The organism is Intrasporangium chromatireducens Q5-1 (assembly GCF_000576575.1).
In the GTDB taxonomy this organism is placed as follows: domain Bacteria; phylum Actinomycetota; class Actinomycetes; order Actinomycetales; family Dermatophilaceae; genus Intrasporangium_A; species Intrasporangium_A chromatireducens.
This window is the reverse complement of record NZ_AWQS01000114.1, coordinates 1-12731: the sequence shown is the minus strand read 5'-3', so window position 1 is coordinate 12731 and position 12731 is coordinate 1. Positions and strand designations below refer to the sequence as shown.

Here is a 12731-nt window from a genome sequence, read left to right as displayed (position 1 = left end):
AGATCAGCTCCTAACCCACTCCTCGCCACCCCGCTGCTGCTGGTTCGAGGTATTTGCCGGACGGTGGGGTCCGCCGATTACCTCGAACCAAGAGGACCGCTGCTGGTTCGAGGTATTTGCCGGACGGTGGTGCCCGCCGATTACCTCGAACCAAGAGGGCCGCCGCTGGTTCGAGGTATTTGCCGGACGGTGGTGCCCGCCGATTACCTCGCACCAGGGGAGGTGGCACCCGTGGGCGGACGGTCCAGGTCGAGGGGATAGCTGAACTCGTAGACCGCCACCCGGCGGGCCCGCGGGTTGCCCTGACCGACGCGCCGGTACCGCTCGACGACCTGCGCGATCTCGGCCGTCATCGCGTCGAGCTGCTCCGTCGTCACCAGCACCATCGCGTCCCGCGGCGTGCACGCGTCCTGCCAGGCAACGGGCCAGCCGCCCGCGACGGTGAGCCACCGGTCGTACTGCTCGCCGAAGTGGGCCGCGTAGTCCCGGGCGAGCCACCCGAGGGCGCTCTCAGAGTCGTCGTCACCGGCGACCGCGCTCGGATACCAGTCGCGCGACGCCTCGACGGCGCGCCAGACCCTCCGTCGGCCGGTGCCCTCGCCAGTGTCCGCGACGAGCCCCGCGGCCTCGAGCCGGCGCAGGTGGTAGCTCGTCGCCCCGGAGTTGGTGCCGAGGGTGCGGGCCAGGTCGGTCGCGGTCGCGGGGCCGCCGACCCGCAGCTGCTGCACGAGTCGTCCCCGCAACGGGTGGGCGAGGGACCGGAGGGTCTCGTCGGCGGCCATGTATGCACAATACCTTTGCATGGTTCGGGTGCACAATGCCGGGCCGGAGCCGCCCATCCACCGCATTCGCGCAGGTCAGAGCCGGTTTTCGCGCCCACTCCGAGCGATTTGGGCAGCGCCGCGCACCTCCGTACCATTGACGAGGTTGTGCTGCGAAGCGCCGGCGAAGCCCGCCACCCACGAGGGTGAGCGCTCGCGCGGAGTGAGCTCAGCGGCATACAGGCACTCATCCAAGCAAAGGCAGACTCCATTGCGCACCTACACCCCGAAGCCCGGCGAGGTCACTCGCACGTGGCACGTCATCGACGCGACCGACGTCGTGCTCGGACGCCTCGCGAGCCAGGCCGCGGTCCTGCTGCGGGGCAAGCACAAGCCGCAGTTCGCGCCGCACGTCGACACCGGTGACTTCGTCATCATCATCAACGCCGAGAAGGTCGCCCTGACCGGCGCCAAGGCCGAGCAGAAGAAGGCCTACCGCCACTCCGGCTTCCCGGGCGGCCTCAAGGCGACGAGCTACACCGACCTGCTCGCGAAGAACCCCGAGAAGGCCGTCGAGAAGGCGATCCGCGGCATGCTCCCCAAGAACAGCCTGGCCCGCCAGCAGTTGTCCAAGCTGAAGGTCTACCGCGGCGCCGAGCACCCGCACGGGGCCCAGCAGCCCGTTCCCTTCGAGATCTCCCAGGTCGCGCAGTAAGCGCCGCCGCGAGCACTGACTGCGTAGAAAGAGAACCCAGTGACTGACATTGTGAACGAGGACGTCCTCGACACCGACGAGCCGCAGCTGACCGAGTACACCAGCGAGTCTGAGGCCTCCGTCGCGGGCGAGTCCCGCCCCGCCCGCCAGGTCTCGACGCCCGGTGGCGGCACCGGCCGCCGCAAGCAGGCCATCGCCCGCGTCCGGATCGTCCCGGGCACGGGCGAGTGGAAGATCAACGGCCGCACCCTCGAGGACTACTTCCCCAACAAGGTGCACCAGCAGATCGTCCGCGAGCCGCTGACCATCCTCGAGCTCGAGGGCTCCTACGACGTGCTCGTGCGCGTCCACGGCGGCGGCCCCTCCGGCCAGGCCGGCGCGGTCCGCCTAGGCGTGGCGCGCTCGCTCAACGACGTCGACGGTGAGCTGAACCGTCCGGCCCTCAAGAAGGCCGGCTTCCTCACCCGCGACGCCCGCGTCCCGGAGCGCAAGAAGGCCGGTCTCAAGAAGGCCCGCAAGGCTCCGCAGTACTCCAAGCGCTGACTCGGCGCGTGGCTCGGTCGCATGCTCCGGTATGCCGCTGAGCTCGCTCCCGGACGAAAGGCCCCGAGGGCTCCTCGGGGCCTTTCGCCTGTCGGGCGGTAAGTTCTCCTTGGTGCGCTGCGCTCCGGCACTGTCCTCCCTGCGCGCCAGCAGCAACGAAAGGCATCACCTGTGGCTCGACTCTTCGGCACCGACGGCGTGCGCGGCACGGCGAACAAGGACATCACCGCGGAGCTGGCGCTCGACCTGTCGGTCGCGGCGGCACACGTGCTCGCGGAGGTCGGGGAGTTCAACGGCCATCGACCGGTCGCGGTCGTCGGCCGTGACCCCCGAGCGTCGGGGGAGTTCCTCGCGGCGGCCACGGTCGCCGGCCTCGCCTCGGCCGGCGTCGACGTCCGCGACGCCGGGGTGCTGCCGACGCCGGCCATCGCCCACCTCGTCGCCGAGCAGGGCGCCGACCTCGGGGCGATGCTGTCCGCCTCGCACAACCCGATGCCGGACAACGGGATCAAGTTCTTCGCCCGGGGCGGCCAGAAGCTCGCCGACGAGCTCGAGGACCGCATCGAGGCGCGGCTGCGCGAGGACTGGCAGCGCCCGGTCGGGCGCGACGTCGGCCGGATCACGCCGATGCCGGACGCCATCGACCGCTACGTCGACCACCTCCTGTCCGTCCTGCCGCACCGGCTCGACGGGCTGCACGTCGTCCTCGACACCGCGCACGGGGCCGCCTCCGCCGTGGCCCCGCGGGTCTTCGCGGCGGCCGGCGCCAAGGTGACCCAGATCGGGGGGACGCCCGACGGGCTCAACATCAACGACGACTACGGCTCGACCCACATGGAGCACCTGCAGGAGGCCGTCGTCGCGGCCGGGGCCGACCTCGGGCTCGCCTTCGACGGCGACGCCGACCGCTGCCTTGCCGTCGACGCGACGGGCGCCCTCGTCGACGGCGACCAGATCATGGCGGTGCTCGCCCTCGCCATGAAGGAGCGCGGCGTGCTGCGCGGCGACACCCTCGTGGCCACCGTCATGTCCAACCTCGGCATGGTGCAGGCGCTCGAGGCCGCCGGCATCACGGTCGTGCAGACGGCGGTCGGCGACCGCTACGTCCTCGAGGCGATGCGGGCCGGCGGCTTCGCGCTCGGCGGCGAGCAGTCCGGCCACGTCGTGCTGCTCGACCACGCGACGACCGGCGACGGCGAGCTCACCGGCCTGATGCTCGCCTCCCGCGTCGCCGAGACGGGCAAGCCGCTCGCCGAGCTGGCCTCGGTCATGAAGCACTTCCCCCAGGTGCTCATCAACGTCAAGGACGTCGACAAGGCCGCCCTCGAGGCGAACGAGGGCGTCGCAGCTGCGGTCCGGGGGGCCGAGGCGGAGCTCGGCGACCGCGGCCGCGTGCTGCTGCGCAAGTCCGGCACCGAGCCGGTCGTGCGGGTCATGGTCGAGGCCGCGGAGCAGGACCAGGCCCGGCTCGTCGCCGAGCGTCTCGTCGACGTCGTCAAGGCCGAGCTCGGGCTCCAGCCGAGCGTGGCGGTCCTCGACTGAGGGCACCGCTGGCGCTCGCGACCTCGCGGAACAGCGCCGCAACCGGCTCAGATGAGGTCCTCGCCCCTGCGGCGAGCATCGAGCCACTCCTTGAGGAAGCCGCGGCCGATGACGGCCATGACCACGGCGACCAGTGCGGGCCACATGAGGACATAGATGGTCAGGGCGACGGTGCTCATGGGTGGCTCCTCCATGGTGAGAACGATGCGGACGACCCGCGTGCGGGCCTGCGAGAGCTCATGCGCGGTCCGGCGCTGCTGCCAGCTCGCCGTCGGGTAACGCCGCTTCGACCGGATCGTCGAAGTGGCCCACCCGCTCCTTGATCGTGCTGAAGTCGAACGACTCGCGGGAGCGGAGCGACATGGCGAGGCACACGAGCGTGCTGACGGCATACGCGACGAGGGAGCCCGACAGGGTGGCGTAGTCGCGCAGGAAGCCGAGCACGAAGGGCGCGCTCGCCACCATCGAGACCAGGGCGGCCACCTTGGCGGCCCGCAGGCCGAGGAAGCCGAACACCATGAGGCCGATCACGACGCCGATCCCGACGACGGACAGAACCTCGACGACCAGGGCGGTGGCGCCGCTCATCGGGAGCCAGCCGAACCGGACAGGCAGGAAGACCGCCAGGGCTGCGATCACGGACGTGGTGAAGGCCCGGTTCGTCACCTTGTCCCAGTAGAAGCTCGCGATCACCGGGAAGACGAGAGCGCCCCAGAGTGCGCCGACGAAGACGAGCAGGTCCAGGATGTTGAGTCGCAGGCTGGCGAACGCCACGGCGGCCCCTGTCGCGAGCACCATCGTCGCCCGCCCGACGAACACCATCAGCGCAGGGTTCGCCTTCTTGCGGCCGGCGACGAGGTGGCCGTAGACGTCGGTCATGACGAGCGAGGACAGCGCCGCGAGGTCCGAGTCGGCCGTCGACGAGAGCGCCCCGATGATCATGACGAAGAAGAGCGCGACGAGGGCTGTCGGCAGGTAGCTGGCCGCCATCTGCGGCACGAGGTTGTTCAGGTCCCCGCCGAGCGGCTCGATGCCGAGGTAGAGGGCGAGCACGCCGAGCATGCCCACGCCGATGACCATCGCGCCATAACCGATCGTCGCGGTGAGGAAGGTCGGCTTGATGAGGTCCTCGCGGACGGCGAAGAGGCGCTGGGCGATCGTCTGGTTGCCGATGGCATAGGCGAGGACCGCAGCGATGTAGGGCGCGCCCTGCTTGAGGAACGCGTCGCTGGAGAAGAAGTTCGACTGCTCTGGCGTGAGGCTCGCCGCACCGAGCTCGAAGGCGCTCGGGAAACCGGCCGCGAAGAAGATCGTCGGCACGAGGATCGCGACCGCGCCGAGCATCGCCATCACCTGGACGAAATCGGTCAGCACGGAGGCGCGAAAGCCGGACCACAGCGTGTAGAGCAGCACGCCGCTCGCGATGATGAGCACGCCCTGGATGAACGTGAACGGCGAGAGCAGCGCGATGATGACGCCGCCGGCGATGAAGTTGGACATGAGGCTGATGAGGCTGCCGACGACGTTCGAGCCGGCGAGCATCAGCTGGCTCGACCGACCGTGTCGGGCGTACATCACCTCGGCCAGGGTGTGTGCCTCCGGAGCGACCGCCCGGATACGCCGGCCGAAGGGATAGATGAACAGGATCATGAGGGCTCCCCAGAGCCCGTAGTGGATCGGTCCGGAGATGCCGTAGGTGTAACCCGACGTCGCCGACGCGTACATCGACGATGCCCAGATCCACGTTGCGGTCATGCTGGCGGCCGAGATGCCGAAGCCGATCCGGTTGCCGGCGGTCATGTAGCCGTCGGCGCTCTCCTCGCGCTTGCCGATCCGGGACGAGATGTAGAACGTGCCGCCGTAGAAGAGGATCAACAGGACCCCGATCGTCACGGCCCCGAGCTTGACCACATCCTGTCCTGGCATACGCACGATCTCCTTCGCAGTCGGACCGCGGGTGCAGCAAAACTGCGCCTTCAAGGGGTGGCATGCGAGTCAGCGTGCGCGGGCGGGGTCGCCAGTTCGCGGTCATGTGTGGGTCAGCGCTTCAGCGACCCCGGGTCGGAAGCGACGAGCAAGCCGGACGTCCGGCGCTCACCTGAACAACATTTCGACCATAGCATGCGGTGGCTGACCGCCAAATCCGTTGGGCTGGAACGGCGTTCTCAGGTCGGCATGCTAAGGGTGCGCGAATTTGGCTGCACCACAAACACATTGCCGGTATGCCGCTGAGCCAGCTCAGCGGCATACCGGCAGGGTCGTTCAGCCCACCACAGCGGCAGAGGCGTCGGGCGGTGACTACTTCACCTCACGCAGCAGGCCGGTGTCGACGTCGTAGATGAACCCGGCGACGAGCGTCGTGTCGGGGACGAGCGGGTGCGAGCGCACCTTGGCCAGGTCCTCGCGCAGCTTCTGCTCCTGGTCGTCGACGACGCTGAAGCTCATCCACGAGGCGTCCTTGCCGGCGAGCTCGCCGATCTTGGAGCGCAGCTCGTTCTCGGAGTTCTTGCCCATCGCGCACTTGGTGTGGGGGACGACGAGGATGCGGTTGACGTTGAGCAGGTAGGTCGACAGGACGAGGGCCTCGAGGGCTTGGTCGGTGACGCGGCCACCCGGGTTGCGGAAGATCTTCGCGTCACCCGGCTCGAGGCCGACGATGCCGAGCGGGTCGATGCGCGAGTCCATGCACGTCACGATGGCGACGCCGGCCTTGGCGATGCCGTCGAAGCCGGCGAGGTGGAAGTTCTCGGCGTAGTGCCGGTTGTTCTCCAGCAGGTCGTCGAACCCGGTCGGGTTCTCGATCTTGTCGGTCATTTCAGTCCTTCCCTCGTGGTGATGGTCAGGGCAACCGGCTTGCTCACCTCGGCGAAGAAGTCGTTGCCCTTGTCGTCGACGACGATGAAGGCCGGGAAGTCCTCGACCTCGATCCTCCAGATCGCCTCCATGCCGAGCTCCTCGTACTCGAGGACCTCGACCCGCTTGATGCAGTCCTGTGCGAGGCGGGCAGCCGGCCCGCCGATCGAGCCGAGGTAGAACCCGCCGTGCTCGCGACAGGCGTCGGTGACCTGCTTGCTCCGGTTGCCCTTCGCCAGCATGACCATCGAGCCGCCCGCGGCCTGGAACTGGTCGACGTAGGAGTCCATCCGGCCCGCCGTGGTGGGGCCGAAGGAGCCGGACGCCATCCCTTCGGGGGTCTTGGCCGGGCCGGCGTAGTAGACGGGGTGGTCCTTGAGGTACTGCGGCATCTCCTCGCCGGCGTCGAGGCGCTCCTTGATCTTCGCGTGAGCGATGTCGCGGGCGACGACGAGCGGACCGGTGAGGGAGAGTCGGGTCTTGACGGGGTGCTTGCCCAGCTCGGCGCGGATCTCGTCCATCGGCCGGTTGAGGTCGATCCTGACGACGACGTTGCGGCTGATCGAGGAGACGCCGACCGCGTCGTCCGCCGCGTCGCCGAGCTCCCCCAGGCTCTCGTGGGTCTGCTCCGGCAGGAACCGGGCGGGGTCGGTCTCGAGCTGCTCGATGAAGACGCCGTCGGCGGTGATCTTGCCGAGGCACTGCCGGTCGGCCGAGCAGGAGACGGCGATGGCCACGGGCAGCGAGGCGCCGTGGCGTGGCAGGCGCACGACCCGGACGTCGTGGCAGAAGTACTTGCCGCCGAACTGGGCGCCGATCCCGAAGGCTCGGGTCAGTTCCAGCACCTTCTCCTCGAGCTCGGTGTCCCGGAAGGCGTGCGCCGTCATCGAGCCGTGCTTCGGCAGGGTGTCGAGGTACTTCGCCGAAGCGTACTTCGCTGTCTTCAGGGCGAACTCGGCGCTCGTGCCGGCGATGACGATGGCCAGGTGGTAGGGCGGACACGCGGCGGTGCCGAGGGAGCGGAGCTTCTCGTCGAGGAAGCGCATCATCGCCTCCTCGTTGAGGATCGCCTTCGTCTCCTGGAACAGGAAGCTCTTGTTCGCCGAGCCGCCGCCCTTGGCCATGAAGAGGAACTTGTAGGCGTTCTCGTGGCCCTCGGCCGTGTCGGCGTAGAGCTCGATCTGGGCCGGCAGGTTGGAGCCGGTGTTGCGCTCGTCCCACATCGTCAGCGGCGCCATCTGGCTGTAGCGCAGGTTGAGCCGGGTGTACGCGTCGTAGACGCCCCGGGCGATCGGCTCCTCGTCACTGCCGGTCGTCAGCACGTGCTGGCCGCGCTTGCCCATGACGATCGCCGTGCCGGTGTCCTGGCACATCGGCAGGACACCGCCCGCCGCGATGTTGGCGTTCTTGAGCAGGTCGAGCGCGACGAACTTGTCGTTGTTGCTCGCCTCGGGGTCCTCGAGGATGGTGCGTAGCTGTTGGAGGTGCCCCGGGCGCAGGTAGTGGGCGATGTCGTGCATCGCCGTCTCGGTGAGCAGTCGCAGGGCCTCGGGCTCGACCTCGAGGAAGGTCCGGCCACCCGGGCCCTCGACGGTGCGGACGCCCTCCGTCGTGAGCAGGCGGTACGGCGTCTCGTCGGCGCCGATGGGCAGCATGTCTTCGTACGTGAACCCGGTCACGTGGCGACTCCTGGCAGGGGAGGGTGGGTAGTGGGCCCAAGGTTACGACTCGCCAGAGAGTGGCGTGCGTCACACCACTGCTGTAGGAATGAGTGAAGATGTCCATACGGACGCCGACGTCCCTCCCTCCCGGGGCGCCGGCTCGACGGGAGGAGCACGAGTGGGCAGTTCCAACCGCAGGCACCGAATGGTGGCCACCCTCGCGGCCGTCGCCACGGCATCCGGACTGGCTCTGAGCGCCTGCAGCTCGGGCACCGGCTCCGGGCCGCCGGTGCTCACCTGGTACATCAACCCCGACGGCGGTGGCTCCGACCCGACGAAGGGCGGCCAGGCGCAACTCGCCAAGGAGTGCACCGACACCGCGCAGGGCCGCTACTCGATCAAGATCCAGCTGCTGCCCAACAGCGCGAGCGACCAGCGGCAGCAGCTGCTGCGCCGGCTCGCCGCCAAGGACTCCGGCACCGACCTGATGTCCATGGACCCCGTGTTCGTGGCCGAGTTCGCGCAGGCCGGGTTCCTCGACCCGGTGCCCCAGGGCGACGCCGACGGGTTCACTCGCAACGCCGTCAAGCCGAGCGTCGAGGCCTCGACCTGGAAGGGCAAGCTCGTCGCGGCCCCGATGTGGGCCAACACCCAGCTGCTCTGGTACCGCAAGTCGGTGGCCAAGGCGGCCGGCCTCGACATGAGCCAGCCCGTCACCTGGGACCAGCTCATCCAAGCGGCCAAGTCCCAGCAGAAGACGATCGGGGTGCAGGCGAAGCGCTACGAGGGCTACATGGTCTGGATCAACGCCCTGATCGCCGGCGCAGGCGGCCAGATCATCGAGAATCCTGGCGCCAGCGCAGACCAGCTGAAGTTCGGCCTCGCGTCCTCCGCGGGACAGAAGGCCGCAGCCGTCATCCAGCAGGTCGCCCAGAGCGGTGTTGCCGGACCGGCCATGAGCTCGACCGACGAGACGGCGGCGCTCGACCTGTTCTCGAACGACGCGACCAGCGGCTTCCTCGTCAACTGGCCCTATGTCTGGGCCGCACTGCCCGGCAACAAGGTGTCCTTCATCGACGACGTCGGATGGGCCCGCTATCCGCAGACGGTGCAGGGAGAGCCGAGCAAGCCGCCGTTCGGTGGCATCGAGCTCGGTGTCAACGCCGCGAGCCAGCACAAGGCCGAGGCATGGGACGCCATCAAGTGCATCACCACCCCGGCCCACCAGAAGCTGTACATGCTCGGCACGGGCAACCCCGCCGCCGACAAGTCCGTCTATGACGACGCGGCGATCAAGAAGCAGTTCCCGATGGCAGACCTCATCCGCGAGTCCCTCGACGCCGCAGCCCCGAGGCCGCTGACCCAGTACTACGGCGACGTGTCGAGTGCCATCCAGCGTGAGTTCAGCCCGCCAAGCTCGGTGAACCCGAGTTCCACGCCCAAGCAGGCGGCAGACCTCATCACGGCCGTCCTGAAGGGAGATGCGTTGCTGTGAGCGCGACACCAGAGCTCGACGTCGAGCGTTCCGACGAACGTCCCGTCCCACCCCGGGAGGGTCGCCGACGGCATCTGTCCGACCGGTCGAGGGCGGAGCGCAACCTCGGGTGGCGCCTGGCCATGCCGGCCTTCGCCATCATGGTCGCCGTCACCGGCTACCCGATCCTGCAGGCGATCTGGAACTCCTTCTTCAGCTACCGGCTCACCGACCCGGAAAACAAGCACTTCACCTTCCTCTCCAACTACTGGGTCGCCCTCAAGGACGGCGTCTTCTGGCAGGCCGTCGGCGTCACGTTCCTGATCACGGTGATCACCGTCGTCGTCGAGTTCTTCCTCGGCATGGTCATCGCGATGGTGATGCACAAGATCGTCATCCCGAGGCGGACGTTGCGCACGATCGTGCTGATCCCCTACTCGATCATCACCGTTGTCTCGGCCTTCGCCTGGTTCTTCGCCTTCCGCACCGACAGCGGCTTCGTCAACCACTGGTTCAGCTGGGTGCCCGGCATCGACCCGAGCACCGACTGGTTCGGCAACTTCTGGGGGTCGATCTTCGTCATCTGCCTGTCCGAGATCTGGAAGACGACGCCCTTCATGTCGCTGCTGCTCCTCGCGGGCCTCGCCCAGATCGACACCTCGATGGAGGAGGCGGCCGAGGTCGACGGGGCCACCTACTGGCAGCGCCTGACGCGGGTGATCCTGCCGAACATGAAGGCGGCCATCATGGTGGCCCTCCTGTTCCGGACCCTGGACGCGTTCCGGATCTTCGACAACATCTTCATCATGACGGGCGGGGCCAACGGCACCTCCTCCCTGTCGGTGCTGACCTACAACCAGACGATCGACCGGGTGGAGATCGGGATGGGCTCGGCGCTCGCCGTGCTGCTGTTCCTCTTCGTCCTGCTCATCGCGTTCATCTTCGTCAAGGCCTTCAAGGTCGACCTTGCCGGCGGGAGGAGCTGAGCCATGGCCACCAGGGACGACGCAAAGGGGACCGGGGTCTACTCGATCATCGCCATCCCCATCATCATCTGGACGCTCATCCCGTTGCTGTGGACGTTGGCGCTCTCGCTCAAGGGCAAGGACGCTCTCGCCAACGCCGACGCCAACATCCTCGGCAACTTCTGGCCGAAGCAGGTCAGCTGGGAGAACTACCAGCTCATCTTCACCGGCGGCGCGTCCGACCTGTTCCTGCCGGCGCTGCGCAACTCGGTCATCGTGTGCCTGTCGGCGACGGTGATCAGCGTCGTGCTCGCGACGTTCTGCGCCTATGCGATCGCGCGGCTGGACTTCCCGGGCAAGCGGATGATCCTCACCACCGCGCTGGGGGTCTCGTTCTTCCCCGTCATCGCGATGGTGACGCCCCTGTTCGACGTGTGGCGCAACATCGGGCTGTTCGACACGATCCCGGGCCTGATCATCCCCTACCTGTCGCTGACCCTGCCGCTGTCGATCTGGATCCTCGCGGCGTTCTTCCAGCAGATCCCCTGGGAGATGGAGCAGGCTGCGCAGGTCGACGGTGCGACGACCTGGCAGGCCTTCCGCAAGGTCATCGTCCCGCTCGCGGCCCCGGGGGTGTTCACGACGGCGATCATCACCTTCTTCACGGCGTGGAACGACTTCGTCTTCGCCATCTCGCTGACGGCGGACAAGGCCCGGACCGTCCCGGCCGCGCTGGCGTTCTTCACCGGCGCCTCCCAGTTCGAGCAGCCCACGGGCGGCATCATGGCCGCGGCCGTCGTCGTGACCATCCCGGTCGTCATCCTCGTCCTGCTCTTCCAGCGACGCATCGTCGCCGGCCTGACCTCGGGTGCGGTCAAGGGCTGACGCCCGCCGCCTTCCTCCCAAAGGAGTTCGCAACCATGGCTGAGATCGTCCTCAAGCACATCGTCAAGAAGTATGGCGACGGGTTCCCCGCGGTCAACGACGTGTCCCTCGACATCGCCGACGGCGAGTTCATGATCCTCGTCGGCCCCTCGGGGTGCGGCAAGTCGACCCTGTTGCGCATGGTCGTCGGCCTCGAGGACATCACCTCGGGCGACCTGCTCATCAACGGCAACCGGGTCAACGACCTCGCGCCCCGGGACCGCAACCTGTCGATGGTCTTCCAGAACTACGCGCTCTACCCCCACCTGACCGTCTTCGAGAACATCGCCTTCCCGCTGCGCCTGGCCAAGGGCCAGCACTCCGAGGAGGAGGTGCGCGACAAGGTCACCACCGCGGCCGAGATGCTCGAGCTGACCGAGCACCTCGAGCGCAAGCCGTCCAACCTCTCTGGTGGCCAGCGGCAGCGGGTCGCCATGGGCCGGGCCATCGTCCGCGACGCCGACGCGTTCCTGTTCGACGAGCCGCTGTCCAACCTCGATGCGAAGCTCCGCGGCCAGATGCGCACCGAGATCGCGCGGATGCAGCGCCGCCTCGGCGTCACGACGATCTACGTCACGCACGACCAGATCGAGGCCATGACGCTGGGTGACCGGGTCGCCGTCCTGAAGAAGGGTGTCCTGCAGCAGTGCGCCTCCCCGCGCGAGCTCTACGACCAGCCCGTCAACCTCTTCGTCGCGGGCTTCATCGGCAGCCCGCCGATGAACTTCCTGCCGGCGAAGGTCGGCGACGGCCGGCTCAGCCTGCCCTTCGGGGACGTCTCGATCGGGTCGGACCTGGCCGGCAAGGTGGCCGGCAAGGACGTCGTCATCGTCGGTCTGCGGCCCGAGCACATCAAGGACGCGAGCCTCGGCGACGTGTCGGGGGGAGCGACCTTCAACGCGACCGTCGATGTCACGGAGTGGCTGGGCAACGAGCAGTACGCCTACATCCCCTTCGAGCCCGACCCGGCCGTCCAGGCCATGCTCGAGGAGCTCGACCGCGACTTGGACGGCGAGGGGATGCGCACCCAGATGGTCGTCAACCTCGACGCGCGCTCCCGCATCCGCGAGGGGGACGACGCGACCTTCACCTTCGACCCGGCCTCGATGCACGTGTTCGACCCGCAGTCCGGCGACTGCCTGACCCGCGACGAGGACAAGGCCGCCCAGATCGCCCGCGAGGCGGAGGAGGACCGCCGTAACTCGCTCGAGCGCGCCAGGGCGCGCGAGGCCGCCAGCGCCTGACCGCGAACCCGAGCAGCAGGTATGTCGCTCAGCTCGCGAGCTGAGCGAC

Annotated in this window: 12 protein-coding genes; 7 read left to right on the top strand and 5 right to left on the bottom strand. The window is 68.4% G+C overall.

Annotated features, from left to right (window positions below; translation table 11 throughout):
- Nucleotides 1-203: 203 nt before the first annotated feature.
- A complete protein-coding gene (locus N864_RS13480; protein WP_240474321.1) occupies nt 204-782 on the bottom strand; it encodes a winged helix-turn-helix domain-containing protein in 579 nt (192 codons plus the stop codon).
- A 250-nt stretch (nt 783-1032) separates the two neighbouring features.
- Between N864_RS13480 and rplM the strand changes: the two genes are divergently transcribed.
- The 3 genes from rplM (at nt 1033) to glmM (ending at nt 3561) form a co-directional block, all read left to right on the top strand.
- Nucleotides 1033-1476, top strand: a complete 444-nt coding sequence (gene rplM / locus N864_RS13475; protein WP_034717576.1) for a 50S ribosomal protein L13 — start codon at nt 1033-1035, stop codon at nt 1474-1476.
- A 39-nt stretch (nt 1477-1515) separates the two neighbouring features.
- A complete protein-coding gene (rpsI, locus tag N864_RS13470; RefSeq protein WP_034717574.1) occupies nt 1516-2019 on the top strand; it encodes a 30S ribosomal protein S9 in 504 nt (167 codons plus the stop codon).
- A 171-nt stretch (nt 2020-2190) separates the two neighbouring features.
- Nucleotides 2191-3561 (top strand): phosphoglucosamine mutase, encoded by a 1371-nt coding sequence (glmM, locus tag N864_RS13465; RefSeq protein WP_034717572.1) that lies wholly within the window; start codon nt 2191-2193, stop codon nt 3559-3561.
- Nucleotides 3562-3608: 47 nt separating this feature from the next.
- Here the strand turns inward: glmM and N864_RS26060 are convergent, their stop codons facing one another.
- The 4 genes from N864_RS26060 to N864_RS13445 form a co-directional block, all read right to left on the bottom strand.
- On the bottom strand, nt 3609-3740 hold the full coding sequence (locus N864_RS26060; protein WP_034717570.1) for a putative transporter small subunit: 132 nt from the start codon (nt 3738-3740) through the stop codon (nt 3609-3611).
- Nucleotides 3741-3798: 58 nt separating this feature from the next.
- Nucleotides 3799-5487 (bottom strand): sodium:solute symporter family protein, encoded by a 1689-nt coding sequence (locus N864_RS13455; protein WP_051518559.1) that lies wholly within the window; start codon nt 5485-5487, stop codon nt 3799-3801.
- Nucleotides 5488-5859: 372 nt separating this feature from the next.
- Nucleotides 5860-6375, bottom strand: coding sequence for a beta-class carbonic anhydrase (locus tag N864_RS13450; RefSeq protein ID WP_034717568.1), 516 nt, complete (start codon nt 6373-6375; stop codon nt 5860-5862).
- The gene (locus N864_RS13445; RefSeq protein ID WP_155892935.1) at nt 6372-8093 is read right to left on the bottom strand and encodes a fumarate hydratase; all 1722 of its coding nucleotides are present in this window, start codon (nt 8091-8093) and stop codon (nt 6372-6374) included. The genes N864_RS13450 and N864_RS13445 overlap by 4 nt, the downstream gene beginning before the upstream one ends.
- Nucleotides 8094-8253: 160 nt before the next feature.
- Here N864_RS13445 and N864_RS13440 point away from each other — a divergent pair, with 160 nt between their 5' ends.
- The 4 genes from N864_RS13440 (at nt 8254) to N864_RS13425 (ending at nt 12682) form a co-directional block, all read left to right on the top strand.
- The gene (locus N864_RS13440; RefSeq protein WP_240474320.1) at nt 8254-9570 is read left to right on the top strand and encodes an extracellular solute-binding protein; all 1317 of its coding nucleotides are present in this window, start codon (nt 8254-8256) and stop codon (nt 9568-9570) included.
- A 122-nt stretch (nt 9571-9692) separates the two neighbouring features.
- Complete coding sequence (locus tag N864_RS13435) at nt 9693-10535, top strand: carbohydrate ABC transporter permease (protein WP_081793815.1); 843 nt, start codon at nt 9693-9695, stop codon at nt 10533-10535.
- Nucleotides 10536-10538: 3 nt separating this feature from the next.
- Nucleotides 10539-11399: a carbohydrate ABC transporter permease gene (locus N864_RS13430; protein ID WP_034717563.1), complete on the top strand. Its 861-nt coding sequence runs from the start codon at nt 10539-10541 to the stop codon at nt 11397-11399.
- A gap of 35 nt (nt 11400-11434) precedes the next feature.
- Nucleotides 11435-12682 (top strand): ABC transporter ATP-binding protein, encoded by a 1248-nt coding sequence (locus tag N864_RS13425; protein ID WP_034717561.1) that lies wholly within the window; start codon nt 11435-11437, stop codon nt 12680-12682.
- The last annotated feature ends 49 nt before the right edge of the window (nt 12683-12731 follow it).